The organism is Paenibacillus macquariensis, assembly GCF_900156375.1.
In the GTDB taxonomy this organism is placed as follows: domain Bacteria; phylum Bacillota; class Bacilli; order Paenibacillales; family Paenibacillaceae; genus Paenibacillus_AQ; species Paenibacillus_AQ macquariensis.
The window spans coordinates 154,157-179,940 of record NZ_FTNK01000009.1; the positions used below are offsets into that span (position 1 = coordinate 154,157).

Below are 25,784 nucleotides of genomic sequence, written 5' to 3' on the forward strand. Positions count from 1 at the left end.
ATAGAGTGTATTGAAAGTACATAAGCAGCCAAATGAGGGGTAGACAAATGAAACGTATAGCAATTATAGGTAGCAGTGGCGGGAATTTATTTAATCTGGGGGGCAAAGACCCCGAGAAGTTAATTGGAGAAATCGTTACACAAAGTAAGAGTGCAGGCCTAGAGATTGGCATGGTGCAATTTATTGCAGCAGCGGAATCGATGGACATAGCAAAAGAGAGTACGACAGCAGCATTATATGGATGGGATTCGGGAGAGAATCGTCTTAGAAATCTTTCCGAGGGATTATTGAAAGATACGAACGAGGCAGCAGTAGGCGTTGATGCTGAAATCGCAGCCCTTATCCGTTCTGGTCTCATTGATGGCGTAATTGCGATGAGTGCTGACCCTAATGATGCGAATAAACAAACCATAATAGCGGCGGCAGAGAAAGGGATACCACTTGTGGGTACAGGGGGAACATCGATGGCTCTGATTAGTTCCAAAGGTGCGAACGTGATTGCGGCATCGGGAACGACAGGAACCACGAACCGTACAAGAGCGGTATCCTTTATACAATCGTTGTGTAAATATTGGGGAATGAAATATTACCCTATTCTTGGTTCCTCACTATCATCACAAGCTTCAGCATCCAGCAAGCCTTGGAAGAACATCAATCTCAAAGGGATTATGCAATCGTCTTTGCCTGGGTTCATTGCGATGGCTATTGTACTTGCGTTTAGCCAAATTCCTATGTTTAAAGGATTAAGTGAAGTATTCGATATTATGCTCAAAGCATTACCAGTTGTTCTAGCGGTCATTGCCGCGAAGCAAATCTCTGATCTAGATGAAGTGTCCATTGTTGCGGGTGTTATTGCAGGGGCACTTTCAATTGAGGGAGGTATCATAGGCGGGATTATTGGTGGTATCGGGGCAGGACTTCTTGTTCAGTACTTGTTCGTCAAATGTGTGCAGTGGCGTTTCCCGATGACGACGGTAAATATTGTGGCTGGTGGTCTAGCAGGTCTCATATCTGGGCTTATCGTCTACTTCTTGATTGCTCCATTTGCACTACAGTTGGGTGAGTTCATTAAGGATATCATTAACATGGCTATATCATTCAATCCAATTATAGCGGGAATTATTGCGGGTCTCTTGATCTGGCCGGCCATTCTTGGGGGTGTATATCATGCCGCTATTCTACCCATCGTGCTCCTTGAGATGGAGAAGACGGGGAATAGTTTCTTGGGTGCTATTGATATGGTTGGGTTGGTGATGGTATCGGCAGGTATTACTTTAGCTAATATCATTGCCCCTAGAGACCGAGGAGAAGCGGCAGTAGCTACACCAGGTTTCTTAATTAATATGGGATTCGGAACTTTTGTTGAGGCGGCCTACCCATTCATGTTTTCTAATAAAATGGTCTTTGCAGGGGCGATTGTTGCTTCTGGTGTAGGAGGGGGACTTGTGGGCGTATTTAACGTTCGAGGTACCGCTTATGTTCCTTCATTTATGGGGCCATTGTTATCTAATAACTGGATTGGATTTACCATCTCGATGTTGGTTGCCTTGCTTCTAGCCCTACTTATTACGTTGGTAGCTAACAAAACAGTCAAGAACCAGAATCAAATAAAGAAGAATATATAGTTGAAATGATTCATAACAGAATCGATAATCCCGGTCGCACTTGGTTTGACATTCCGTCATTCGAGTGCGACTCTTTTAGTTGTCCTGCCTCACATGTATCTAGGTTGTTAAACACGCCGCGCTAAAGAAGGAAATATATACATATGGCAAGAATCTAACTAATTCTATTCATTATTCCGATGATAATAGTCTAAGGACATAAGACATAAGACATAAGACATAGGACAAAAGGACTGAGTATATGAGATTTAACAGTTTATATTCGAATAAGAGAATTGTTTATTTCATTGTTGTTTCATGTATTGTGCTAAGTGCTCTGATGAGCGTCAAACTATTGATATCTTATTATTGGATTGGTAAATCAGCGCAAACCACGCTTGCTAAGCAATATATAGAAATAGCTAAAGATATTGCAGAAGGTTTAGATAAAGATGTGTACCAGAATTTTCTAGTGTCTAAACAAGACGATGAGAATCGTAAACAAATAAAACAGTATTTAGAAGAATACCACAAACGAATCAAAGCTTTATATGTATATGTATTAATGCTTGATGATTCAGATATTTCAAAAGTCATGGTGTCAGCAATTCCTCCAAATACGGCTGATTTACCCATAGCAGAGCCCTGTACAGTTCCTGTTGCTCAAGTAAGGCAGGCTAAGAAAGGACAGAGCTATTATACACATATTATAAAAGATGAACATCATGGTTCTTACTTATCGGTCGGAGTACCATTGTACAGTAATGAAGGGAATATGCTTGGTGTTGTCGCTATTGATGTTGGGGTTAAGGAGTTAAAGCAAGTATTTGACCAAGTTCTTAAGAGTAATCTCTTCATATTTGTCATTGATATTTTATTTGCTGTTGTACTATTACTTGTTGCGTACTTCTTATACCAGTGGTATAAACTTCGTTTGAAACAGGATTTGAAAGAATCAGAAAAAATGTATATCTCAGAGCTTAGAAGAGTAACAGATGCCATTAAATCAAGTAGACATGATATGCTCAATCATCTTCAGGTTCTAAGCGGATTAATGGACATGCAGTTGCATGAAAAAGCGAGAAATTATCTAAAACAACTTGCTATTGAATCCAAAATGGTAGATATGTCGTTACGTATCAAAAATCCAATTTTGATGGTTATTTTTCAAAGTAAGTGGGAATTTGCCCAATCTAAAGGGATACCTATGTACTTCGAGACGAATGAGCATGACTATAGTAGGTTGGAGTCTATGGACTTGGCTAGAATTTACGCTAATCTTTTGGATAATGCGATTGAAGCAACGACGGCTTATATGGGTGACCAACCTAAACAGATCCGCGTTATTTGTAACACAGTTGGAGAGAAATACGTATTTGCAGTGGAGAACACGGCTCATCTTACGGCTAAAGAGCAAAAGTGTCTATTTCAAAATGGCTATACAACAAAGAAAAATACAGATGAACTAAGCGGTAATGGATTAATGATTATTAAAAGAACTGTTGAAATATATAAGGGTGATATTTATTTTCAGTATGACAAGGATATGGTTACGATTAAGATAACGATTTAGGGAATAGATATCAGAATAAATATCGCATTTATGATGTAGTCTCTATATAAAAAGAAAAGACTTCCTGAAATTTCAGGAAGTCTATTTAAGCGTTCAAGGTTTACTTGAAAAGATGCAGAGGGATCTGTACTTTTCGGTAACATTCGCTAAAGTTAAACTCATAAGTAGGGCAGTGATATAATCTTTACGCTGGACATTATGAAATTTGTGGAGGATCTTATCATGAAGATAGAATTAGAACTAGTTTCGGTTGAAGATAAACAAATACTACTAAATATTATGCAGTTCTATATTTACGAATTCAGCAAATACATGAATATTATTAGGTTAGAAGAAGATGGTCTTTACGCACCATTTGATCTTGATGAATACTGGACAAATCCGAGTAAGCATCCATTTTTTATAAAAGTCGATGAAGAATTTGCAGGGTTTGTGCTGGTGAATTCTGATGAGTCGTCCGTTAACAGCATTGCAGAGTTTTTCGTAATGAGAAAGTTCGTGGGCAGAGGTGTAGGGAGAACGGTAGCCAATAGCATATTTGATATGTACCAAGGGGAATGGGTCGTTACACAATCGGAAAAGAATTACCCAGCACAGGCTTTTTGGAGAAGTACAATTTCTAAATATACAGCAGGAAATTTCAGTGAGCGATACGACGAACGTAGAAGGTCGGTTCAACAATTTATATCAAAGAAACCACAGTAGAATTTCTGGAGGAGGGTGCAGTAGGTATGAACAAAACGGATCGGTTGTTAGCCATCGTACTTGAACTGCAACGTAAAGGGGTTAGAAGAGCTGAGGATCTTGCGGCAAAGTTCGAGACGAGTACGAGGACGATATATCGGGATATTCAAGCCTTAAGTGAGGCAGGAGTTCCTATAATAGGTGCACCCGGGTTAGGATATTCTTTGATGGAGGGGTATTTCTTACCCCCGGTGAGCTTCACAGCGGAAGAAGCGGTAGCGTTGTTGATTGGCGGGGACTTTGTCGAGCAGAAATTTGATGTTGAATATGGTGCCAAGGCGCAAAGTGCCAGTGGGAAAATCGAAGCCATATTACCAGAGAGTGTTCGTAGAGAAACGTCCCGAGTGCGCTCGACCATTAGATTGCTTGCCACAAATGATATGCGAGTGGGGGTACGAGAGAAACAATACATAGAACCCTTGCGTCGAGCGATATTGGAAGAGCGGAAGGTGAGATTCCATTACTCGAAGAACATGCCTGAAGCCGATGGAAATCGTCATAGCGTCCGTGATGTTGCTCCTTATGGACTTGTGATTGTTCATGGTTCATGGACATTGATTGCGCAATGTGATTTGCGGCAAGATCTTCGCCAATTCCGATTATCTCGGATGAATGATTTGAGTGTTCTAGAAGACCGATTCACATATCCGGTTGATTTCAATTTGCATAATCATAGGCCTGCGGAAGATCGACATGTACTCGTGCGTATTCAAGCAAATCCGGACATCGCGGATAAAGTGAAGGGATCGAGCAACTATTACATGGAATCATTTGAAGATCATGAGGATGGTCTGTATGTTACGTGTCGTGTCCGTCAGCCCGAAGAATTACTGCAATGGGTGTTAGGATGGGGAGCGGACGTTGTCGTATTGGAGCCTGAATCGCTTAGGGATCGGGTTCGTGAAGAAGCTGAGAAGATGGTTAGACGCTACTGACATACTGTTGTCAGTAGCACTTCTGTATAGTGAGACTATATTGATGAGAAGGAGTTAACTACACATATGAATACAACGGAAGCTTTGGCGCATTTTGAAGAAAGCGCGAATTATTACCTGCAAGAATTGAATGGTTATAGTATAGAGCAGTTGGTAAGTCAACCGGGTGAGAACGAGTGGTCGATGGGGCAAATGATTCAACATCTGATTAACTCTTCGATTAATATGTCTCTTCGTAATATTGATTATTGCTTGACGCAAGATGACAATTCTGTTGTTTCCACAGGGGAGAAAACAGAAGCGGGGCAAGCGCTAATGGATCAGGGCGGTTTCCCACCTATACGTATTCAGGTCCCAGCTTCACCGCAATATACACCTGGACAACCGGAAAGTAAAGAACAGCTTGTCCAAGGGCTGAACACTGTGATAAGTAGGATGAAAGAGGTAGAATCAACGCTTGAACAAGCGCCCCTGCACAATACCATTGCCCATCCTCGATTCGGTGGGTTAAATGCGAAAGAATGGTTTATGCTCGTTGAGATGCACTTCCGTCACCATTTACTACAATGGGACCGTTTGAAACAAAGTTTGTAAGCATACACATATGTCCCTCGCGAAACATACCCCATTCGATTACGAATGGGGCTTCTTTTAATTATTCTTATTTCTTCGTATCCAATTTCAAGAGTGCAGGACTGTCGATAAAAGTAGCTGTATTGAAGAGTAAGTGACTTGGTAGGGTGAGGTTTATACCATAATGAAACTATGATTCAAAATAGAAAATACTGGGTTAAATCAATACTATGAGTGCATTAATTGTTAACGGTTATTAAAAAAATTAGAACGAGGAGATGTTAATTATGAACAAAATAACAAAGAAAACCGTATTTGTATGGACAACCGCATTAGGTTTAACTTTTTCGTCAATGGGAATGGTATCTGCTAGTAGTATTAATGATATTAAAGGTCACTGGGCAGAGGGTGTCATTACAAGTTGGAATGAGCGAGACTTAGTATCTGGGTATGAAGATGGAACATTTCGACCAGAAGATAAGGTGAACCGTGAGGAGTTTACCGCATTGGTGAATAGGTCATTTGGTTTAATGGGAGCGCAAACCGTTGGATTCGCAGATGTGAAACAGACGGACTGGTCGTATGAAGATATAGGGGTTGCAAAGAAAGCTGGATATGTCTCAGGATACCCCGATGGAACATTTAGGCCTAAGAATGAAATGACTCGTCAAGAAGTGGCGGTGATTATTGCGAATCTATTAGATTTGAATCAATCAGGTACAGTTGAATCACTTGCAGATGGGAAAGGTATTGCTGCTTGGAGTAAGAGAGCTATTAGTGCAGTCATAGATAACGAAATTATGGCGGGATACCCTAATGGAACATTTGGACCAGTGCGATCAACTACACGAGCTGAAGCTATTGCTATCATTGACAAAGCGCTATTTTTCAAAACTCAACGAGACCATTTAGCTCCAGGACCAGCACTAGTAACAACACCGGCACCAACAACGCCAAACACCAACAGCACCATCCCAACCAACGCTAAGTAAAGTTAAGGTAGCGCCTGGGCGGGATTTCAAGATAAACCCTCCATCAAGAGGAGTGCTTCCGATAGAACTAGAATATGCCTACGTATAAAGAGGAATAGAGCTTTTAGAAGTGGATTCTAGAGGTTCTTTTTTCTGTTATTTAATTTCGTGGTGTAAAATAGACTTCATCAGTGCACTCGAATTTAACTATTCAGCAATTGAAAAGGAGGATTATGATGATCACAACAATTAAACGTAAGTCCATAGCACGGTCTATTATGGGTATTTCTATAGTCGTTCTACTTGCAGGCTGTGCCGCGGATAGTAAGTCCAATACAGGTACAGATCAGCCAGATACGCAACAACAAGAAGATGTGAATAAACCATCCAAGAATGCTAGTACCGAGGGCAATACAGGAACAACGATCCCGGTAAAAGAAGAAAACACTAAATTAATTAAAGAGATTTACGAACTCAGTAAGGAAGGCAAAGTACCTGGGGCTGATTTTGTTTCGGGAGTAGATCTTATTGATGAAGTTCACGCGTCATGGGGAGAACCTGATAAAGCAGTAGGGGCGGGTGATCCTTATGAGGCATACAGTCCAGGTGCAGGTAGAGGTTCATTTGCCTTTGGTATTGGACGTGGTGAAGTGATCTATGATGTTCGTTCCTTTGGTTCAAGCGAGGGTTCAAAGGTGCAATTTAATCAAATTTCTTTGGCAGATATTACACAAACATTAGGGTCCCCAAGCGAAACACGTACCAATGGAAATGACGATATTCTCGTCTATAAGGTTGGAGAATATGAATTGAAATTCGTAGGTCCATACGATAAACAAGTGCTCCACCATATCTCTGTGTATTCACCAAAAGCGGCAGCACCTATGGGTGGGAAATAGGCAACATCGAATACTTGAGTTATGTTCGACAGACATTCATGATTCAATAGTAAAAGATAATCCCCATTCCTCTTGGAGTGGGGATTTGTTGATATGGATTTATAATCCAGGTGTTGTTGACTGAATGGACACATATTGCAGAAATGAGAGGATAAGGTCACCCCGAAAGATGTAGTAAGGTACCCTGAATGTTATACTAAACAAAAGAGTTCTGGAAGTTAGAATGGTTAGAATCGGGGAGAGATCAGTATGGATAACACGAACATCGAAGAATTGACCAAGAAGGCGGAAGCGTTCATCGAACTTCTGTATGCCGAGTTGGATAAGTCGGAAGAAGAGACGGAGAACCGTCTTATTTCTGTTCGCGAACAAATAAATAACTTGGGTAGTTATCTTCATACAGAGGAAGAGCTGGTACATGGAGCTCGAATGGCGTGGCGTCATAATAGTCGCTGCATCGGTCGTCTGTTCTGGGACAAGCTTGAGGTGATCGACGCACGTCAAGCGGAAAACGAGGATCAGATAGCGGAAGCTTTGTTGCAACACGTGGAAAGAGCAAATAATGGTGGTCGTATTCGCCCTGTATTAACGGTATTCCGTAGTGCCGAAGACGAATCGCAGCGTATCCGTGTGTGGAACCATCAACTGATTCGTTATGCCGGTTATCCAAGCATCGATGGGTCTGCGCGTTCAGGAGATCCAGCGTCTGATCACTTCACCCGTGTATGTCAGCAACTTGGATGGCAAGGAACAGGTGGGAATTACGATGTGTTACCGCTTGTTGTCGGTATCGGGGATGGAGAACCCCGCTTGTTTCCCATACCTACAGACTTGATTCAGGAGGTACACTTAAGTCATCCCGAGATTGAACGGTTTCCTGAGCTTCAGCTTCGCTGGTATTCTGTACCCATCATTTCGGATATGCAGCTTGAGATTGGCGGCATTTTGTACACGGCTGCTCCATTTAATGGTTGGTATATGGAGACTGAAATTGGCTCACGTAATCTAGGTGATACCGGACGCTATAACCTTCTACCAGAAGTTGCAGATCTAATGGGTCTAGATCGCTCCACGAACACGACGTTGTGGAAGGACCGAGCACTTCTGGAGCTGAACCGTGCGGTGCTTCATTCGTTCAAGCAAGCAGGAGTCAGCATTGTCGACCATCATACGGCAGCAGATCAATTCGTTCGCTTTCAACAACAAGAAGAGGAACGGGGACGTGAGGTATCAAGCCGTTGGTCGTGGCTTATTCCGCCGATGTCACCGTCCGCTACGCCAATCTGGCACGATCAATCTTTGATGGAGCTTGACCTGAGTCCGCAATTTCTTTATCAAAGTCCTGCCTATCAAGGTTGGCTAGAAGCGTTGGATGGTCCACTGAAATCGGCTGATAGCGAGCTTATCTCTCCTTCATGTGACAGTGATAGCAAGGAGACGACTACGGTCTCGTTGCCTGAAATGGCGTGTCCTTTTCACCATAAGATGTAAGTCATGAGCTTGCGCAGCTGTAATTTTACAGGTATACCACAGGCTCTTCTTCAGCTAATAACTTACGTGTAGCTAATGTTCGAATGCTGAAGGCCATGCAGAATTGAGCAGCGTAATAAGTTGTCATGATGAACACACCTGAGAAAGCAATATCGGACACAAATAGGTTCCATGACAAAATAGAGTCTGAGATCGCAAACAAAATACTTCCGATGATTGCCCATAGGTGACCTGTCATAATCGCAGACCACATCATCAAGGAAATCACGCTAACATACAGAAGAACAGGAATGATCAAGGATTCGTTGCTGTCTCGAATCAATGCATGAACAAGCTCCCAACCCATGAATGAAGCATACACGGCAATCGGAACAATGCTAGCAAATCGAAGCTTCGAGAAGTGCCACTTACTGAGGAATCCCGTCATATAGAATAGATGCCCAACAAGAAATGCAGATAATCCAACGACGAACCAACTGAGTAGGCCATCGCCTAACATACAGAAGAACAATCCGGTTAATAGCAATAAATGATGGCGCTTTCTAATTCTAGGAATTTGAAAGTATGCATACATGATAATGAGCCACATCGGAATTAACTTGAACAGCATTTTGAGCGCGTGTGGATCCGATGGAATAACGAAAATGTAGAGTGTACTCATAAGTACAATAAGGACAGGTAATAGATACTTCTTCAAAGTATGTGCTCCTTTTTCATTCAAATGAAGGCTATTGTCCAATATATCACAATTCCTCTAACTTTATTTGAAGTTAGAGGTTTTTTTGATCTGGATATGATTCTACTAGCAATATCGACGATATTCCCTACGCTATTCTTAATGAACTGTGAGTTGAATCATATGATCATAGTTCTTGCTATAGTACTGTAAAAGGTAATCTTTAAATCAATATAACCAAAGATTCGTAGTCATATCATGAAAGAGGTGTTCATATTGGAGCTTCCGATATTACAATTTGGCCATATTAAATCAAGAGTACCCATCATGCAGGGGGGGATGGGTGTCGGAATTTCCTTGAGTGGTCTAGCCGCGGCTGTAGCTAATGCGGGTGGGATCGGCACCATTTCAGGTACAGGCATCACGATAGAAGAATTAAGATTACATATTCGCAAAGCGCGAGAAGAGTCCAAGGAACGAATGGGATATATCGGAGTTAATGTTTTGTTTGCTGTTAAAGATTTCGCTGAAAAAATGCAGGCGGCCTTAGAAGAAAAGGTGGATTTCATCATTTCCGGAGCGGGTATATCAAGAGATATGTATGCATGGGGTAAAGCGCATAATACACCGGTCATTTCAATTGTCTCATCTGCCAAAGTAGCAAGACTATCTGAGAGATTAGGGGCTTCTGCTGTGGTTGTGGAAGGATTCGAAGCGGGAGGTCACTTGGGAACAGATCGGCCATTATTTGATATACTCCCGGAGGTTGTGGAGGCTGTTAATATTCCGGTTATCGCAGCAGGTGGCATCATGACAGGAGAAGATATCGCTAAGGCGATGGGATTAGGTGCATCTGGTGTTCAGATCGGAACACATTTTGTAGCTAGTCACGAATGTGACGCCCCAGAAGCTTTCAAACAGATGTATGTGAATACCAAGCAGGACGATACGATCTTAGTTAAGACTACGGTGGGATTACACGGAAGAGCGATAAAGAATCGATTGACAGATCTTATAAGCAACGAGGAGACGAAATTGCGCATAAAGAAATGCCATAAATGCCTGAAGATATGCTCGTTTCGTTTCTGCACTATGGAGGCCTTGAATAACGCCATTATTGGCGATGTAGAGAATGGGCTGATTTTTGCCGGTTCAAGGGTGCATGAGATCAAAGAAATTAGAAGTGTTCAACAAATTATAGATAAGCTTATGGATGAATATGAAGAAGTAAGATAATGAAGCAGCGCTAGTATCAAGCGAGTCTAATGACAGCACCTACGTTTTGATGTAGGTGTTTTTGTGTTGCATTCATCGGATGTGCTATCCAAATTTTCCTTTGGCTAATCCAGCAGATCATCGGTTACGTTAATAGTAGAATGTTGTGTATGATAAGATATTTTCAATAAATGGATATCTAAAATATAAGTATTTTACTACTAAACGTTTTAATGTTAAGATGTTATGGTATTGGACAATAAGGAGATGATTTATTAAGCGGATTTGGATTATGATGCGTCCTTCAACATCTTGTTCTACAGGACAAACCATGGATTTCACCCGACTATAAAGGAGACTACTTTGGGACAAACCGATATTTTTAAGTTGATACGTTCAGGAGAATTGTTTACGAATGAAGCGATTATTCGCTGGATGAAGTCTTTTGATTACAATATAGGGATTTCCCCGGTTCTCGTGTTAACTGAATTGAAATTAAGGGGTACCCAAAAACATACTACTTTATCGAAGAAGTTGGGATACTCACCGGGTGCAATAACCAGTATTGCAGATCGCCTCATTAAATTAGGTCTTGCGGAGCGGAAGTATAACGAGAATGATCGACGGAATGTGTTTCTATCGATTACAGACAAGGGTTTAGAGGTACAGCAACAAGCGATTCAAAAAGGGCGAGAACTGCATGTTGAATTGTTCAAGGTACTTAGCGAGGAAGAAGTGCAGCAGCTCATCAATATCTATGCGAAGTTATTAAAGAACTTTGATCATAATGAAGAATAATGATAGTTTTCAATTCATAATTTATCTTATTTAAAAACACAACAAAGGGGTCGACATAAATGGCAATGGGAAGAGTAGAAGGAAAAGTTGCATTAGTTACTGGAGGAGCATCAGGTATTGGTTTGGCAACATCGGTATTATTGGCTAAAGAAGGCGCAAAAGTCGTTATCGGTGATTACAATCTCGATGCTGCGAAAGAAGTCGCACAGGATATTAAAAACCAAGGTTTCGAAGCTACAGCAATATTCTTGGATGCTTCTAAAGAAGAATCGATCAAAGAAGCTGTTGAATTCACAGTGAAAGAATACGGTACAATTACGATTCTTTATAACAACGTGGGTTCAAGTAATTTGAGAAAAGACCTTGATGTCGTTAACATCGATTTGGATGAATGGGATCGTCTTATGAATGTAAACGTGAAGAGTGTTCTATTAGGAAGCCGCTTCGCAATTCCACATATGATCAAAGCAGGTGGAGGTTCTATTATTAATACGGCATCCATGGCTGCGTTCGCTTCAGACTCTGTACGTTCCGCATATGGTGCTTCTAAAGCAGCCGTTGTGCAGCTTACGAAATATATCGCTACACAGTATGGTAAAGATAATATTCGTTGTAACGGCGTTGCACCAGGTCTAATCTTGACGCCAGCAGCTAAGAATAATATGTCAGAAGCTTTATTGGATATGTTCATGAAATATAATGCTCTACCTTATCATGGTGAAGCTGATGATATCGGTAATACGGTTCTATTCTTGGCTTCTGATGAATCTAAATTCATCACAGGACAGACGATTCAAGTTGAGGGCGGACATTATCTTGCTAACCCAACGATTCCAGATTTCAAAGAACTTATGGCGCAAACGCAATCTAAATAATTATAGTTCATGACAAGCTTAGGGCTTCATTGCCTTAGGCTTTTTTGTCGTGGATAATTTTATTATTAGTCATTGATTAGCATTCGTTTCGCTGACATAATTGAAGTCAGAATCATGTAACACTAGAAAATTTCTATGAAAATAGACTAGGGGAGAAACAATGAAAATTGATCGCTTATTGGCGATGACAATATTGCTGCTCAACCGTGAACGAGTTAGTGCTAAGGAGTTAGCTGATCGCTTTGAAGTTTCAACCAAGACGATTTACAGAGATATGGAGACATTGAATCAATCAGGTATTCCTATTGTGGCACATCAAGGGACATCGGGTGGATTCGAGATTATGGAGCGATATACGATTGCTCGCCAGTTCCTAACCCTTAACGAAATCAACACGATGGTCTCTGTAGTCAAAGGAATCACTGGGATTGTGGATGACAGTAAGTTTGCTAGTCTTCTTGAGAAGGTTAAGGCGCTACTTAGTAGATCTGACACTATAAGCACCGAACAATCCACAGCGGGAATTATCTTTGATTTCAACCCATGGGGACAGAGTCCTGCTGAACGAGATAAAGTGAATACATTGAAACAGGCGATAGAGGAAACACGCAAGGTAAGCATTCAATATTTGAACATGAATGGACAAGAGAGTAAGAGAGTTGTTGAGCCATCGGCATTAATTCTCAAAGGATATGTGTGGTATCTGCATGCATACTGCACACTACGGCAGGATTTCAGGGTGTTTCGGTTATCTCGTATCCATGAGTTGCGGACGTTAATGGAGCAGAGTGTGCGCCGTGAGACGCCATCCTTAGATGGTTACGTATGGGAGGCGGAGTGGTCGACGGATGTTAGGCATGAGATGATACTAAACTTTCATCGTAAAGTTCGTTATCGTATCGTTGATTCTTTTGATCCGGAGATGGTCTCTGTACTCGAAGATGGGTCCATTCAAGTGATGGGTGAGTTTGCGGAAGATGATTGGTTCTACGGCATGATCTTGAGTTATGGTGAACATGTCAAAGTACAGCATCCGGCTTGTGTAGCGGAGGAAGTCGTGCGACGGGCACAAAGAATTATGGAGCGGTATATTAACGTAGACAGATAGGTGTCCACTTTTCCAACGTATAATCAATTTATATTCAAGGAAAAGAGGGCGAATCATGAATACTTTTACTGTTCAACAACCGCAAATCACAATAACTGGTGTGAGTGTGCGTACGACGAATGCTGAAGAATTAGGACCGAATGGACAATTATCGAAGCTATGGGATACATACTTTCAGAGTAACTTGGGATCACAGAAGGGGATCAATAACCCTCATCTTATCTATGCCTTATACACCGATTATGAAAGTGATGCATCGGGCGCATATACCGTTGTAATAGGGCATGAAGTGGGTGAGGATGGCCTTGCTGATAACAACGATCATCCTATGGTCATACCAGAGAGTAAGTATCTCGTCTTTACGACAAACAAGGGTCCAGTGTATGAAGTGGTCGCGCAATGCTGGGGAGAGATTTGGTCTTATTTCAAAGAATCAGAGGAAGTAAGAACCTTCACTGGAGATTATGAGCTTTATGATGCTGGGAACTTTGACCCAACCCATGCGGTAGTGCAAATTTATATTGCGATTCAATAATGATTTAAAATAAGGCAAAGACCCAGCTTCTACACCGAAGCTGGGTCTTCATATTGTTGCATGATATAACTAGGATCACACCTTAACTTCCTTACGCTCTACGATATAACACGCTATTCCAAGAATTAGACCTAGACCAACAAGGATTGCCCCAACCCAAGGAAGCGATGTAATGGCTAGATGTGTAATGACCCAACCACCAATGAAAGCTCCTGATGCATTCCCTAGATTACCCGCTGAATGGCTAGAGGTAGAAGCAAGTGCGGGCGCGTCCTGAGCCAAGCTCATAATCCGCACCTGAAGTCCCGGCATGACTGCAAAGGAAGCAACACCCCACAAGAAAATCGTCGCTACGGCAGCAATGGGACTATGAACCGTGAAGGTGAAGATCGTTAAGATGATGGCTACCGAGAAGTAAAGCCCCAATATGGACGGCATCAATTTCCAGTCCGCAAGCTTACCACCCAAGATATTGCCGATGGTCACACCACAGCCGAATAGAACGAGAATCCAAGTTACACTATGTTCAGCAAATCCGCTGACCTCTTGAAGCAGTGGGTTAATATACGTAAATACCGTGAATAAACTGGCGTTACCTAATGCTCCAATTAGTAGATATAGAAGTAACTTCGGTTTGGCCAAAGCAGATATTTGCTGTTTGATACTGGCCGGTTTATCTTGGCGGATTTGTGGAATAAAGATAATGATACCAATCAGTGCTATTACACCCATGATTGCAATAGCGCCAAATGATGACCTCCAACCCATATGTTGTCCTATAAAAGTACCAAGTGGTACACCAACAATATTTGCTATGGTTAAGCCAGCCATCATAATGGATACAGCTCCGGCTCGCTTATTCGGCTGGACTAGATTGGATGCAATGACTGCTCCGACGCCAAAGAAAGTCCCATGAGTTAATGCTGTAATCAAGCGAGCTGCCATTAACACGGCATAACTCGGAGCAACGACAGAGATAACATTGCCAAGAATGAATAATACCATGAGCAGACATAGGAGCTTCTTTTGTGGAATTCGCTGGGTAAGGAGCGTTAATATAGGCGCACCAACAGCTACCCCGAGGGCGTACATCGTAATCAGTTGTCCTGCTGTTGGAATGCTAACATTTAAATCCTGAGCCACATTGGGTAGAAGACCCATAATGACAAATTCAGTCATACCAATGGCAAAAGCACCAACGGTAAGAGATAGGATAGAAATGGGAAACGGCTCTTTTTTTAACGCTGATTTCTTAGGAAAGCTTTGAGTTAAATCCATGCTGTAACGTTCAACCTTTCTTCTGTATGTATTGAAGCTTCATCTCATGATGATGTAGATTCGACAAATTGTGATATATCTTAATTATTTAGGTTTATGTATATATTATCAAGGGAAATATTTAAGTAGAACGGTCGGGTGAATCGTAAGGTAGTTGTGCATGGTTTTATACTGGGATATGTGATAGAATTTACACCTATATAGAATGAGGAAGTGAGCTATAATGATAAACATAATCGTTCCAGAACCACATGTTAGCATAACTAAACAGATTAATCCTGAGCTAAGTAATATTTACGGATTTACTGACTTTCACCTGATTCCGAGAGACATGGGTGGTATCTTTATGTTCTACAACGATCAAGATGAATTGTTGTTCGTAGGTAAAGCGAGAAAGCTTAGACCAAGAATTAAGAAACATTTTGAAGATACGGTTTCCGTAATCAAGATGAATAGAGATGAAGTTACTAAAATTGATGTGTGTCTCATCGGTGATCCTGTTCATAGAGAAATCTATGAAACGTATATCATTAATGAATACAAAGCCAAATACAATATAGACAAAGTATTATATAAATAAATGGATGAATTTAGAAGCAATAAGTGTCGTCAAGTGTGACTGCTTGTTGCTTTTTTGGTCGCTATAAAGCGGCAGAGCTTAATTGATCTTATATAAAATAAAGGCGCTTACATTTTGTTGTTGACGGATGCCATAACCATGAATTATTATAGGGTCATAATAAAAAAACGAATTCACTTGGTGTGTTACCGTTAATATTAATGGGCATGAGCCAAGGAAAGCGAACCTAGAAGTAATAGGTCCCTTTCCTTGGCTCATTTTAATGTTTATTTAAAAATTCCCGTTATGTAGAGTGAGTTAAATGGACGGGGATAGTGTAATAGTAAATGTAGCACACTAAAGAATAGACATCCGTTAATCCGGATTAGGAGGAATACTTATGTTTTGGAAAAAGAAAAAAGAAGAGAACGTTGTTGTTGATATTTACGCTCCTGTAACAGGTAATGCGGTTGCACTTACTAAGGTCCCTGATGAGGCGTTTGCCGGTGGCCATATGGGTCGCGGGGTCGCTATTGAACCGACAGAAGGAAAGCTCATCGCTCCGTTTGACGGAACGGTTGCTCATATCATTAAATCCAAACATGCGATCATGTTGGAGCATCCCGCGGGGTTGCAATTCCTATTCCATATTGGCGTAAACACGGTATCTCTCAAGGGTGAAGGTTTTATCTCTCACGTAGCTACTGGAGATAAGGTTAAGGCAGGACAAGTATTAATTGAATTCGACATCGAGAAGATCAAAGCGGCAGGTTATCCCGTCATTACCCCGATTATTGTAACGAACGTGGATGATGTGACAAGCGACTTAGAATTAATCACCGGACCTGTTCAAGCAGGTAGTAGCGTCATTTTGAAGGCGGTTATAAAGTCATAGCATTATAAAAAGGAAAGGATGATTCATTCATGTTAGCATTTCTCCAAAAAATCGGTAAGTCGCTGATGCTTCCAGTTGCTACATTACCGGCTGCAGCCATCCTAATGCGTTTCGGTAACGTCGATTACATTAAGGATTTTCACATGGGGGACAGTGTAGGGGGTTTCTTAAATACTTACGTTGCACCGTTTCTGAATGCGGGCGGAGGTACGATATTCGATAACCTCCCGCTAATCTTCGCAGTTGGGGTTGCAATTGGATTGGCAGGCGATGCTGTAGCAGCATTATCAGCAGTAATCGGGTATATGATCTTGGCTAAAGTACTTCTAATTGTACCAGGAATATTCCCTGAATTAATGCAATCAGCTGATACTAAATTGAACATGGGTGTTCTCGGCGGTATCTTGGTAGGTTGTATCGCAGCAGGTCTTTATAAGAAATATCATAAAATCAAGCTACCAGACTGGCTCGGATTCTTCGGTGGAAAACGTTTCGTACCTATGGCTACAGCGTTCACAATGGTCGTTGTAGGTCTGGTATGTGGTCTTGTATGGGGTCCTGTTCAAGCGGCTCTTGATACATTCGGTGGCTGGGTTACAGGTCTCGGTGGAGTAGGATCTGCCATTCATATGGTTGCTAACCGTCTCTTAGTACCATTTGGCCTTCATCATATCATTAACTCAATCGTTTGGTTCCAAATTGGTGATTTCGTAAATGCTGCTGGCGATGTCGTTCATGGTGACTTAACTCGCTTCTTCGCTAAGGATCCCTCAGCAGGTATGTTTATGACAGGATTCTTCCCAGTCATGATGTTCGGTCTTCCAGCTGCTGCATTTGCCATTATTCATACGGCTAAGCCAGAAAGACGCAAAGCAATTGGATCTATCTTTATCGGTGCAGCATTTGCTTCATTCTTGACTGGTATTACTGAGCCTTTAGAATTTGCCTTTATGTTTGTTGCACCTTTACTTTACGGTGTGCATGTTGTTTTATCAGGTGCTGTTGCTTTTATATCTTATGCAATGGGTATGAAGCTCGGCTTTGGTTTCTCGGCAGGTTTCCTCGATTATGCAATCAACTATCAACTAGCTACGAAGCCATTGCTATTGATACCAATTGGTCTAGTAACCGCAGTGGTGTATTATGTGGTATTCCGCTTCCTAATTGTGAAGTTTAACCTCAAAACACCGGGTCGTGAGGATGAAGTTGTTGAGCTTGAAGGTTCAGCTTCCGGTGCCATATCTGGGGACAGCCGCGCTGCTAAAATCTTGTCCCAACTAGGCGGATCTAGCAACATTGAGTCCGTTGATGCTTGTATTACACGTCTTCGTCTCATCGTTAAAGATGAGAAAGTAGTTAACGACGCTGGTCTTAAGCAACTTGGTGCTGCTGGCGTTATGAGACTTGGAAAAGGCGCAGTTCAAGTCGTATTCGGTCCACAATCCGAAACGATCAAGGACGAAATTAATGACATTTTGTAGTAAATATAGCTAGTAAATAGACTTAGTCTAACTAATGGTTATGAATAACAAACGTGGTGATCGCTCCTAGTTGGGAGTAATCACCACGTTTTTTCTCGTGAATGAAATAATCAGAAATGATGGATGGTGCGATTATGTGTAATTTTATAAGGGGGAATAACTTGTTATTGATCATAAATGGTATATAATGACATATATTGGTACTGTAAATGAAAAATGGGTACCAAGCGGAGGAGAGTATGTGAAGGATAGAATCATTAATGGCACTATAGTCTTGATTCAACAAAAGGGCTTTACCTTTACCCTTAGTGATGTAGCTAAGCAGGTTGCGATTAGTAAACGAACAATTTATGAGCACTTTACATCCAAAGACGACATCGTCGAGCATATTGTGAACAGACTTATTTTAGAGATTAAGGAAAGAGAACAAAGCATTGCAGAAGATGAACAGCTTGATGTGCTACAAAAGATCGAGCAGATGTTAGTGTGCATCCCGGAGGAGTTCGCAGGATTGGATATGAGGTTGTTATCAGAATTACAGAATGCCCATTATTCGCAGTGGCAAATTCTCGATTCCTTCTTAAAGGAGGAATGGACCATCATGTTGGAATTAATGAAGCAAGGGATAGAACAGGGCGTAATCCGGAACATCCACTTGCCATTATTTATTGAACTTTACTTGAGCGCGATCAATCAAATTTATGATCCATTGTCCAATTTGAAAGATGATATGACGATGAGGGATATTCTTCAATCGGTGGTAGATATTCTGTTATACGGTATTACCACACAACAACACATTAGAGGGTGAGGATTCGTATGCATTGGTTATATTTATGTTTGGCGATTGTATTTGAGGTGGGTGGAACGCTGAGTATGAAGTTGTCGGAAGGATTCACCAAATGGCAACCTAGCGTCCTACTTGTGGTCTTCTATATTTGTAGTTTTGTATTTCTAACATTGACGTTGAAGGAGCTTGAAGTGTCTACTGTATATGCGATTTGGTCCGGTGTGGGGATTGTAGCTATTACAATCATTGGATTTGTATATTTTGGAGAGCGTGTTAATGTGACTAAGGTAATTTCTATTGCACTGATCGTCATAGGGGTCATCACATTGAATCTTAGTTCAGAGAAGACTTCTGATCCGGTTCCAACGGTAAGCAAGTCCATCGAGTAGGAATTTGAAGATAAGCGACACTATCATTTTTATATACGTTGGAGGTTAAGGATGAGATGATTAAAGCCGCCCTTTTTCCTCATGACAGACATCGGATTTATTGTGTATTGGATTGTCACTTATTTTCACATCATTCCGACAAGTTGGGCATTTAAAGATTATGATAATCCGATCATCATAGCTTGGAACTGGTCGTTCTTTCCATTAGATATTATGATCTCGTTCACGGGTCTCTACAGCTTGTATTTATATCGTAAACAGCGCTCACCATGGCAGGGATTTGCGTTCATATCGCTCGTATTGACATTCTGCTCGGGATTGGTATCTCAGGGATATTATATAGCTCGTCGTTTAAAATAACACAAAGCGACTCGCTATCACTCTTCTCATTGGAATAAATAGAAAAAGAGGTTAGCTCGGGATACATCACGGGCTAGCCTCTTTTTGGTAATTTACTATTTAGCGATTTCTTTTGTTGATGCTACTTCATACGTAATAATTTCATTACTAATAATAGGTGATTCTTTGGGAGCAGCATCTGGACTTGGTTCTGGACGTTTGTGAGATGCTTTGAAAGCATCACTGTTTCTCCATGCCGTAAAGTCATCCTGCGTATCCCAATACGTATTTACGCTCAATTCATCATAATCAGGCAGGTTTTGTGTAAGCAAGACCTCTACCTTTATCATACCTTTTGTAGAATCCAAGGGACCTGGTGCTGTAAATCTTGGCGCCATGGCTGCACCCATACCTTTTTTTACTTTCATTCTGTTCGTTACAATAATCACGATACATCGCTCCCTTTATCAAATTTCAACGGGTTTAACCCGTTGTGTAATATTGGAACTATCTTCTTAATTTTAATCCTTTAAATAGCAAAAGCAAATGGAGCCACTTTTAAGTAATCCCTTAACGAATGAAATAAGTTAATAAGTGCACAATAAAGCAAGATGTAGCTTTGAGTTAATTTATGTTAAGGGAGCAGGTACATATATGAAAAGCAAGTTTTTGAAATTAACGATGTTATGTGTGATCTTTATTACGAGTGTAGCACCATTAAGTGTCCAAGCTATGGAATATGAGCAAACCCATGCTGCGCATAAAGATTGTCTGAGCCCTGCCAAGGTGAAGCTTAAAGAGGACTTGAGGAGGTCATGGATCGACCATGTCGTATGGACCAGAAGCTACATCGTAAGTGCCCTCGAAGGGTTGGCGGATCAACAGAAAGTACTTGAAAGACTTCTACGAAATCAGCAGGATATTGGGAATCTGATTAAGCCATATTATGGCGAAGAAGTTGGGAATAAGTTCGCTGAACTACTGCGAGAGCATATTCTACTTGCGGGAAAAGTATTAGATGCAGCTAAAGCTGGAAATCAGGCGAATCTAGAAAAGTACAATAAAGAATGGCACAGAAATGCAGATGATATCGCTAAATTTCTTAGTAGTGTGAATCCGTATTGGTCGGAAAAAGTGATCAAGGACATGATGTATGAACACTTGCAACTAATCATAGACGATGTCACAGCAAGACTTAAGAAGGATTGGGATGCTGAGACGATTGCTTTTGATAAAGGCGTGGATCATATGGTCGAATTTGCAGATATTCTTACAGAAGGGATTGTTAAGCAATTCCCTGATCGGTTTAAATGAAAGATATGAGGCCTGACTTTTAGTTCAATCTATTTAACGGTTCTCTTTGGAGTGTGGAATTTCCGCTAAGCAATCGAACGAGAAAGTATGCGTTTATGGATATAGAATACAGAATCCTGAGCACTCAGAATGGAATGGAACAACACTGAATATTTATTAAAAAAGCAATAAGCGCAGTTACGCTTATTGCTTTTTTAGCTATATATCTATGAAGTATTCGTAGAAAAGTTTGAAAAAGCTACATCCTCCAATGAGCGACCATTTTTCTGGGTTTCATTTAAAGTGAACTGTTGTAAGCATGCTCTATGGTACGCAAAAACGCAGCATTCCCGAAGGGGTTGCTGCGTTTTTTAAGTTCTATCACACGCTTGTTGTGAAGCGTTAGTTACACGATTTGTCGTCCTTGTACCCACACATTACGAAGGCTCAACTCAGCATCTAACAGAAGAATATCAGCGTGTTTACCAGCTTCAAGTGATCCGATGTATTGGTCTAATCCAAGCGAAATCGCAGGATTTAGACTGGCAGCTTCGGAAGCTTCTTCAAGAGTAAGACCTACGTCTGCGATTAGATTACGGAAACCACGGATCATCGTTAATGTACTTCCAGCAAGCGCGCCATCGTTATTCTTAAGTGTCGCAATGCCTCCAGATACATTTACGGGTTGATCACCTAATGTGTACTCGCCGTCGCCAAGTCCAGCTGCAGACATCGCATCGGTGATGAGTATTAGATTAGATTCTGTTTTCATACGTGCCAGGATAGACATCACAGCAGGATGGACATGGATACCATCAGCGATTAGTTCTGCGGCAATCCGTTGATCGCCGAGTACAGCTCCCGCAGTACCAGGTTTACGATGATGTAAAGGAGTCATAGCATTAAATGCATGAACCGCCTGAGAGAGTCCTGCCTCAACTGCGGCAATGACTTGATCATACGTGGCATCGGTATGTCCAAGTGCTGGTGTAATACCCTTATCACGCAACCATGAGATGACCTCAAGAGCACCATCACGCTCAGGTGCAAGTGTAACTTGGCGAATAAGATTAGGGTATTGTTGTTCCCATGCTTCCAACCAGCTAACATTCGGAAGCACGATATGTTCAGGGTTCTGAGCACCAGGCCATTGCGGACTGATGAACGGTCCTTCGAGATGTACCCCCGCTAATTGAGCGAATGGCATATCTTCTGAACGGTAAGCATTCACTTCGCGTAGCACATTATCAATGTCTGCTTTGGGTGCAGTCATGGTCGTTGCAAGCATCGTAGTTGTTCCTTGGGAACTATGGAAGCGAGTAATCGCATCCAAGGTTTCACGATCGCTGTCCATGAAATCATGTCCATCCCCACCGTGTACGTGAACATCTACGAACCCGGGGATAAGTAGGCCATTCTCTTCTGTAGGAACGGTTAACCACTCTGCATAATCGCTCGGGAGATCTTTACGCTCGCCAACATATGAAATGGTCGTTCCTGATACGGCGATTACGCCATTTTCAATAAGACCAAGGGGTGTCAGCACTTTTCCGTAAAAAAGTTGTCCTGTTGTGCTACTCATTATAGTAAACTTCCTGCTTCTTCATCTAGAAGAACGATGACATTTGGGTGACACTGTAGTAAGGAAGCAGGGCATTGTGTCGTAATTGGCCCTTGAAGAGCAGCTTTTACAGCCTCAGCTTTCCCAGCACCACGTGCAAGTAGGATAATCTGGCGGGCTTTCATAATGCTAGCTACACCCATTGTGATTGCTTGCTTAGGTACTTCATCAAGTGAAGCGAAGAAGCGAGCATTAGCTTCTAGTGTTTCTTCCATTAGATCAATCACATGCGTACCGCCGTAAAGATGATCATCAGGTTCATTGAAGCCGATATGGCCATTGGAACCAATACCTAGAATTTGAATATCAACAGGTCCATTTTGCTCAAGCGCAAGGTCATAAGCTTTACATTCAGCTTCAAGATCTTCTGCATTGGCGTTCGGGATATGTGTGTTTTGTAGATCGATATCGATATGGTTAAAGAGGTTTTCCTTCATAAAAGTTTTGTAACTTTGTGAGTGATCGCCAGATATCCCAACATACTCATCAAGGTTATATGCAGATACTTGGGAGAAGCTTACAAGTCCCTTTTTATTCATTTCAGCTAGACGTGTATAGATACCAATTGGAGAGCTACCTGTAGCAAGTCCAAGAATGGCATTTGGTTTGCTTTGTACTAGACTAGCGATTAGATTGGCTCCGGTTTGCACGAAATCTTCTTCTGTTTTAAAAGTGAATATATTCATATGGCTCAATGGCCTCCTCGTTTATTACGATATTGTTGAACATTAATATAGGATTGCTCTAGCTTGGGAACAAAGTCCCCAAATTGCTTGCTAACCATCCCTGTGAAGAGAATGTCGATAATATGAAGTTGCGCAATACGTGATGCCATATCTCCACGCCGCATGCCTTGTTCTAAAGAAGAAGAGAACAGTGGAAGATCAGCTAGCGACGCCAAAGTATTACTTCCATAAGAAGTCAGGGAAATCGTAGTTGCTCCGTTGTTGCGTGCACAAGTGAGTGCATCGATGGTCTCTGGTGTTTCTCCAGAATAAGATACGGCAAACGCGACATCATCAGGACCTAAAGTCGATGCGGATGTAATTTGCATGTGAGAATCGGCGAACGAAGTACAATTCACACCGATACGAATCAATTTTTGATAAAAGTCTTGGGCTACAATAGAGGAAGTTGCCATCCCGTATAGGTCAATCCTACGTGCACCACACAGCCAATCCACTACTTTTGTTAGTTTGGTTAGATCCAGTAAGGAGGTTGTATCCCTAATCGATGCTAGATGATTAGCTTGTATGGCCTCTACGATGAGAGATAAAGGATTACCTGCGACAATATCTTGGTATGCAGAAGAATAAGATTCTTCTTCTGGTCCCCCTTGTGTTATTTCAGATGCTAGATGTACCTTGAAATCGGGAAATCCTTTGAAATGAAACACTTTGCAAAAACGTGTGATCGTAGCTGGGCTGACAGCAGATTGTTCTGCTAATTCCGTAATGCCCATATGAACAACTTCGCTTGGAGCCGCAAGAATACGTTCCGCTAATTTACGCTCTAAAGGGGATAACTTAGATAATTGACGCTGGATGGTGTGAAGGATAGTCGCTATAAATGCACCTCCAATTTTTAGTATTTGCTAAGAAGTGTTTTAAAATTATTTCAGTAAATATGTACATAAACAAGAAAACTATTTTCACCCTAATCATAATATAACTGCTGTATGGATGCAACTTGTTTTCGATGGAAAAGATGTGTATTTACAACAAGCGCTACATATGAATAGAGCACGTAGACATACACAAATTAAGCCAGTGACAAACCAAGATCGTATACAGGAGATGGCAGTGGGCTTCCTCTTGTTTTAGTAATCAAAATTTGAGACAATCATAGACATATGGTTAGCTTTGGCTACTTAGAAGAATAGGACGAATTTTATCGTTTGAAAAGAGGATATAGTAATGAATAAACCATCCATTTATGGATTAACATTAGAACAATTGACAGCATGGCTGTCGGAATATGGTCATAAGAAATTTCGAGCAACTCAAGTCTGGGACTATCTGTATCGTAAGCGGGTAACAGACTTCTCAGTAATGGATGATGTGAATAAAGATTGTATCCAGTTACTTTCTGATCACTTTGTCATTCAGACCTTGACGGAACACGTGAAGCAAGAATCAACGGATGGAACCGTTAAATTCCTCTTCAAATTATACGATGGCAATCTCATTGAGACAGTTATGATGAGACAAAAATACGGTATAGCCGTGTGTGTTACGACCCAAGTGGGCTGTAATATTGGCTGTAGCTTCTGCGCGAGTGGTCTAATAAAGAAGAGTCGTGACTTAACTGCTGGTGAAATTGTAGAACAGATTATCAAAGTTCAGCAACTTCTAGATCAAGCTCAGTTAGATGAAAAAGTAAGTCATATTGTTGTGATGGGGATTGGCGAACCTTTCGACAACTTCAATAATCTGGTTGATTTCTTACAGGTGGTTAAGGATCACAAAGGGTTAGCTATTGGTGCGAAACGTATCACAGTATCCACTAGTGGTCTGCCGGACAAAATCATTCAATTCACCGATGCTGATCTTCAAGTAAACCTAGCCATCTCTTTACATGCGCCGAATGATGAGCTTCGGACGAAGATTATGGTTATCAATCGTGCCTTCCCGATAGCGAAGTTAATGCACGCCGTGGAGTACTATTTGGAGAAGACCAATCGGAGAATTATGTTCGAATACATTCTGTTAAAAGATGTAAATGATCGTAAGGAGCATGCACTCGAACTTGCGGAACTCATTAAAGACAAGAAGAATCTCGCAAGCGTCAACTTAATTCCATACAATCCAGTGGATGAACATAGTCAATATCAGAGAAGTGATCAAGAAGCCATTCTAGCGTTCTATGATACATTGAAGAAGAACGATATCAACTGTACAGTCCGCCTTGAACATGGCGCAGATATCGATGCCGCGTGCGGACAGTTAAGAAGTAAAAAGATGAAAGAATCGGAAGATGATATATCCGATCAAGATCGATTCGCATTGGGTTGATTGCATAGGCTTCAAGAAATGGCTGTGCCGTTCCTTAACAAGGACAGCACAGCCATTTTTGTTATTCGTACAAGTCGGGAATCGATCTGCAATAATATACTATAAGCATTCAAGCTATGAAGTATATA

26 protein-coding genes and 1 pseudogene are annotated in these 25,784 nt (G+C 41.4%); 21 read left to right on the top strand and 6 right to left on the bottom strand.

The genetic code is table 11. From position 1 onward, the window contains the following. Positions 1-47: 47 nt before the first annotated feature. The 8 genes from BW961_RS16980 to BW961_RS17015 all read left to right on the top strand — a co-directional run bounded on the left by BW961_RS16980 (position 48) and on the right by BW961_RS17015 (position 8,790). On the top strand, positions 48-1,625 hold the full coding sequence (locus tag BW961_RS16980) for a PTS sugar transporter (protein WP_068588708.1): 1,578 nt from the start codon (positions 48-50) through the stop codon (positions 1,623-1,625). A gap of 241 nt (positions 1,626-1,866) precedes the next feature. Then, positions 1,867-3,177, top strand: a complete 1,311-nt coding sequence (locus tag BW961_RS16985; RefSeq protein WP_068588706.1) for a GHKL domain-containing protein — start codon at positions 1,867-1,869, stop codon at positions 3,175-3,177. 222 nt (positions 3,178-3,399) lie between these two features. Continuing rightward, positions 3,400-3,882, top strand: a complete 483-nt coding sequence (locus BW961_RS16990) for a GNAT family N-acetyltransferase (RefSeq protein ID WP_068588703.1) — start codon at positions 3,400-3,402, stop codon at positions 3,880-3,882. A gap of 26 nt (positions 3,883-3,908) precedes the next feature. Next, entirely contained in the window at positions 3,909-4,856 is a 948-nt protein-coding gene (locus BW961_RS16995) for a helix-turn-helix transcriptional regulator (RefSeq protein ID WP_068588700.1), read from the top strand. A 66-nt stretch (positions 4,857-4,922) separates the two neighbouring features. Next, positions 4,923-5,450 (top strand): DinB family protein, encoded by a 528-nt coding sequence (locus tag BW961_RS17000; protein ID WP_068588697.1) that lies wholly within the window; start codon positions 4,923-4,925, stop codon positions 5,448-5,450. Positions 5,451-5,716: 266 nt separating this feature from the next. After that, complete coding sequence (locus BW961_RS17005) at positions 5,717-6,421, top strand: S-layer homology domain-containing protein (RefSeq protein ID WP_068588694.1); 705 nt, start codon at positions 5,717-5,719, stop codon at positions 6,419-6,421. Positions 6,422-6,633: 212 nt separating this feature from the next. Then, positions 6,634-7,299, top strand: a complete 666-nt coding sequence (locus tag BW961_RS17010) for a YjgB family protein (RefSeq protein WP_082867586.1) — start codon at positions 6,634-6,636, stop codon at positions 7,297-7,299. A 249-nt stretch (positions 7,300-7,548) separates the two neighbouring features. After that, the gene (locus BW961_RS17015) at positions 7,549-8,790 is read left to right on the top strand and encodes a nitric oxide synthase oxygenase (RefSeq protein WP_068588688.1); all 1,242 of its coding nucleotides are present in this window, start codon (positions 7,549-7,551) and stop codon (positions 8,788-8,790) included. Positions 8,791-8,815: 25 nt separating this feature from the next. Here BW961_RS17015 and BW961_RS17020 read toward each other — a convergent pair whose 3' ends face one another. After that, positions 8,816-9,487: a lysoplasmalogenase gene (locus tag BW961_RS17020; RefSeq protein ID WP_068588685.1), complete on the bottom strand. Its 672-nt coding sequence runs from the start codon at positions 9,485-9,487 to the stop codon at positions 8,816-8,818. Positions 9,488-9,724: 237 nt separating this feature from the next. Here BW961_RS17020 and BW961_RS17025 point away from each other — a divergent pair, with 237 nt between their 5' ends. The 5 genes from BW961_RS17025 to BW961_RS17045 all read left to right on the top strand — a co-directional run bounded on the left by BW961_RS17025 (position 9,725) and on the right by BW961_RS17045 (position 13,997). After that, positions 9,725-10,702, top strand: coding sequence for an NAD(P)H-dependent flavin oxidoreductase (locus tag BW961_RS17025; RefSeq protein ID WP_068588682.1), 978 nt, complete (start codon positions 9,725-9,727; stop codon positions 10,700-10,702). A gap of 342 nt (positions 10,703-11,044) precedes the next feature. After that, a complete protein-coding gene (locus BW961_RS17030) occupies positions 11,045-11,479 on the top strand; it encodes a MarR family winged helix-turn-helix transcriptional regulator (protein WP_068588679.1) in 435 nt (144 codons plus the stop codon). Between the two features lie 65 nt (positions 11,480-11,544). Further along, positions 11,545-12,354, top strand: a complete 810-nt coding sequence (locus BW961_RS17035; RefSeq protein ID WP_068589047.1) for an SDR family NAD(P)-dependent oxidoreductase — start codon at positions 11,545-11,547, stop codon at positions 12,352-12,354. Between the two features lie 160 nt (positions 12,355-12,514). Then, positions 12,515-13,462 (top strand): helix-turn-helix transcriptional regulator, encoded by a 948-nt coding sequence (locus tag BW961_RS17040; RefSeq protein ID WP_068588675.1) that lies wholly within the window; start codon positions 12,515-12,517, stop codon positions 13,460-13,462. Between the two features lie 55 nt (positions 13,463-13,517). After that, a complete protein-coding gene (locus BW961_RS17045; RefSeq protein WP_068588667.1) occupies positions 13,518-13,997 on the top strand; it encodes a GyrI-like domain-containing protein in 480 nt (159 codons plus the stop codon). A 75-nt stretch (positions 13,998-14,072) separates the two neighbouring features. Here BW961_RS17045 and BW961_RS17050 read toward each other — a convergent pair whose 3' ends face one another. Further along, on the bottom strand, positions 14,073-15,275 hold the full coding sequence (locus BW961_RS17050; protein ID WP_068588664.1) for an MFS transporter: 1,203 nt from the start codon (positions 15,273-15,275) through the stop codon (positions 14,073-14,075). Between the two features lie 223 nt (positions 15,276-15,498). Between BW961_RS17050 and BW961_RS17055 the strand changes: the two genes are divergently transcribed. The 6 genes and pseudogenes from BW961_RS17055 to BW961_RS17080 form a co-directional block, all read left to right on the top strand. Beyond that, positions 15,499-15,855, top strand: coding sequence for a nucleotide excision repair endonuclease (locus BW961_RS17055; protein ID WP_068588662.1), 357 nt, complete (start codon positions 15,499-15,501; stop codon positions 15,853-15,855). A 379-nt stretch (positions 15,856-16,234) separates the two neighbouring features. Next, positions 16,235-16,729, top strand: a complete 495-nt coding sequence (locus BW961_RS17060) for a PTS sugar transporter subunit IIA (RefSeq protein WP_139331672.1) — start codon at positions 16,235-16,237, stop codon at positions 16,727-16,729. A gap of 29 nt (positions 16,730-16,758) precedes the next feature. Beyond that, complete coding sequence (locus BW961_RS17065) at positions 16,759-18,210, top strand: PTS transporter subunit EIIC (protein WP_068588655.1); 1,452 nt, start codon at positions 16,759-16,761, stop codon at positions 18,208-18,210. 241 nt (positions 18,211-18,451) lie between these two features. Beyond that, the gene (locus BW961_RS17070; protein ID WP_068589044.1) at positions 18,452-19,021 is read left to right on the top strand and encodes a TetR/AcrR family transcriptional regulator; all 570 of its coding nucleotides are present in this window, start codon (positions 18,452-18,454) and stop codon (positions 19,019-19,021) included. Positions 19,022-19,029: 8 nt separating this feature from the next. Beyond that, on the top strand, positions 19,030-19,389 hold the full coding sequence (locus BW961_RS17075) for a DMT family transporter (RefSeq protein ID WP_068588651.1): 360 nt from the start codon (positions 19,030-19,032) through the stop codon (positions 19,387-19,389). A gap of 81 nt (positions 19,390-19,470) precedes the next feature. Then, positions 19,471-19,731 (top strand): annotated as a pseudogene (locus tag BW961_RS17080) (DUF5360 family protein); the annotation flags it as partial. A gap of 113 nt (positions 19,732-19,844) precedes the next feature. On the opposite strand, the gene BW961_RS17085 reads toward BW961_RS17080, so the two are convergent. Beyond that, the gene (locus BW961_RS17085) at positions 19,845-20,177 is read right to left on the bottom strand and encodes a heme oxygenase (protein ID WP_068588648.1); all 333 of its coding nucleotides are present in this window, start codon (positions 20,175-20,177) and stop codon (positions 19,845-19,847) included. 205 nt (positions 20,178-20,382) lie between these two features. Here BW961_RS17085 and BW961_RS17090 point away from each other — a divergent pair, with 205 nt between their 5' ends. Then, positions 20,383-21,042 carry a glycosyltransferase gene (locus BW961_RS17090; protein ID WP_068588645.1) on the top strand — a complete coding sequence of 220 codons (660 nt, stop codon included), beginning with the start codon at positions 20,383-20,385 and terminating at the stop codon, positions 21,040-21,042. Positions 21,043-21,427: 385 nt separating this feature from the next. Here BW961_RS17090 and nagA read toward each other — a convergent pair whose 3' ends face one another. Genes nagA through BW961_RS17105 form a run of 3 tightly spaced genes read right to left on the bottom strand, consistent with a single transcriptional unit; the run spans position 21,428 to position 24,209 of the window. After that, positions 21,428-22,603 (bottom strand): N-acetylglucosamine-6-phosphate deacetylase, encoded by a 1,176-nt coding sequence (gene nagA / locus BW961_RS17095; protein WP_068588642.1) that lies wholly within the window; start codon positions 22,601-22,603, stop codon positions 21,428-21,430. Then, a complete protein-coding gene (nagB, locus tag BW961_RS17100) occupies positions 22,603-23,328 on the bottom strand; it encodes a glucosamine-6-phosphate deaminase (RefSeq protein ID WP_068588638.1) in 726 nt (241 codons plus the stop codon). Before nagB ends, nagA begins: the two co-directional genes overlap by 1 nt. Positions 23,329-23,333: 5 nt before the next feature. Then, complete coding sequence (locus tag BW961_RS17105) at positions 23,334-24,209, bottom strand: MurR/RpiR family transcriptional regulator (RefSeq protein WP_068588635.1); 876 nt, start codon at positions 24,207-24,209, stop codon at positions 23,334-23,336. Positions 24,210-24,558: 349 nt separating this feature from the next. Here BW961_RS17105 and rlmN point away from each other — a divergent pair, with 349 nt between their 5' ends. Further along, positions 24,559-25,656, top strand: a complete 1,098-nt coding sequence (gene rlmN / locus BW961_RS17110) for a dual-specificity RNA methyltransferase RlmN (protein ID WP_068588632.1) — start codon at positions 24,559-24,561, stop codon at positions 25,654-25,656. The last annotated feature ends 128 nt before the right edge of the window (positions 25,657-25,784 follow it).

Bases quoted from the DNA above. Each gene is read 5' to 3' on its own strand.
- BW961_RS17090 (WP_068588645.1), top strand. From the start codon at position 20,383: ATGAAAAGCAAGTTTTTGAAATTAACGATGTTATGTGTGATCTTTATT.
- BW961_RS17010 (WP_082867586.1), top strand. From the start codon at position 6,634: ATGATGATCACAACAATTAAACGTAAGTCCATAGCACGGTCTATTATG.
- BW961_RS17065 (WP_068588655.1), top strand. From the start codon at position 16,759: ATGTTAGCATTTCTCCAAAAAATCGGTAAGTCGCTGATGCTTCCAGTT.
- BW961_RS17035 (WP_068589047.1), top strand. From the start codon at position 11,545: ATGGGAAGAGTAGAAGGAAAAGTTGCATTAGTTACTGGAGGAGCATCA.
- BW961_RS17060 (WP_139331672.1), top strand. From the start codon at position 16,235: ATGTTTTGGAAAAAGAAAAAAGAAGAGAACGTTGTTGTTGATATTTAC.
- BW961_RS17000 (WP_068588697.1), top strand. From the start codon at position 4,923: ATGAATACAACGGAAGCTTTGGCGCATTTTGAAGAAAGCGCGAATTAT.
- BW961_RS17005 (WP_068588694.1), top strand. From the start codon at position 5,717: ATGAACAAAATAACAAAGAAAACCGTATTTGTATGGACAACCGCATTA.
- BW961_RS17040 (WP_068588675.1), top strand. From the start codon at position 12,515: ATGAAAATTGATCGCTTATTGGCGATGACAATATTGCTGCTCAACCGT.
- BW961_RS17045 (WP_068588667.1), top strand. From the start codon at position 13,518: ATGAATACTTTTACTGTTCAACAACCGCAAATCACAATAACTGGTGTG.
- BW961_RS16990 (WP_068588703.1), top strand. From the start codon at position 3,400: ATGAAGATAGAATTAGAACTAGTTTCGGTTGAAGATAAACAAATACTA.
- BW961_RS17055 (WP_068588662.1), top strand. From the start codon at position 15,499: ATGATAAACATAATCGTTCCAGAACCACATGTTAGCATAACTAAACAG.
- BW961_RS17015 (WP_068588688.1), top strand. From the start codon at position 7,549: ATGGATAACACGAACATCGAAGAATTGACCAAGAAGGCGGAAGCGTTC.
- nagA (WP_068588642.1), bottom strand. From the start codon at position 22,603: ATGAGTAGCACAACAGGACAACTTTTTTACGGAAAAGTGCTGACACCC.
- BW961_RS17025 (WP_068588682.1), top strand. From the start codon at position 9,725: ATGAAAGAGGTGTTCATATTGGAGCTTCCGATATTACAATTTGGCCAT.
- BW961_RS16985 (WP_068588706.1), top strand. From the start codon at position 1,867: ATGAGATTTAACAGTTTATATTCGAATAAGAGAATTGTTTATTTCATT.
- BW961_RS16980 (WP_068588708.1), top strand. From the start codon at position 48: ATGAAACGTATAGCAATTATAGGTAGCAGTGGCGGGAATTTATTTAAT.
- BW961_RS17050 (WP_068588664.1), bottom strand. From the start codon at position 15,275: ATGGATTTAACTCAAAGCTTTCCTAAGAAATCAGCGTTAAAAAAAGAG.
- nagB (WP_068588638.1), bottom strand. From the start codon at position 23,328: ATGAATATATTCACTTTTAAAACAGAAGAAGATTTCGTGCAAACCGGA.
- BW961_RS17075 (WP_068588651.1), top strand. From the start codon at position 19,030: ATGCATTGGTTATATTTATGTTTGGCGATTGTATTTGAGGTGGGTGGA.
- rlmN (WP_068588632.1), top strand. From the start codon at position 24,559: ATGAATAAACCATCCATTTATGGATTAACATTAGAACAATTGACAGCA.
- BW961_RS16995 (WP_068588700.1), top strand. From the start codon at position 3,909: ATGAACAAAACGGATCGGTTGTTAGCCATCGTACTTGAACTGCAACGT.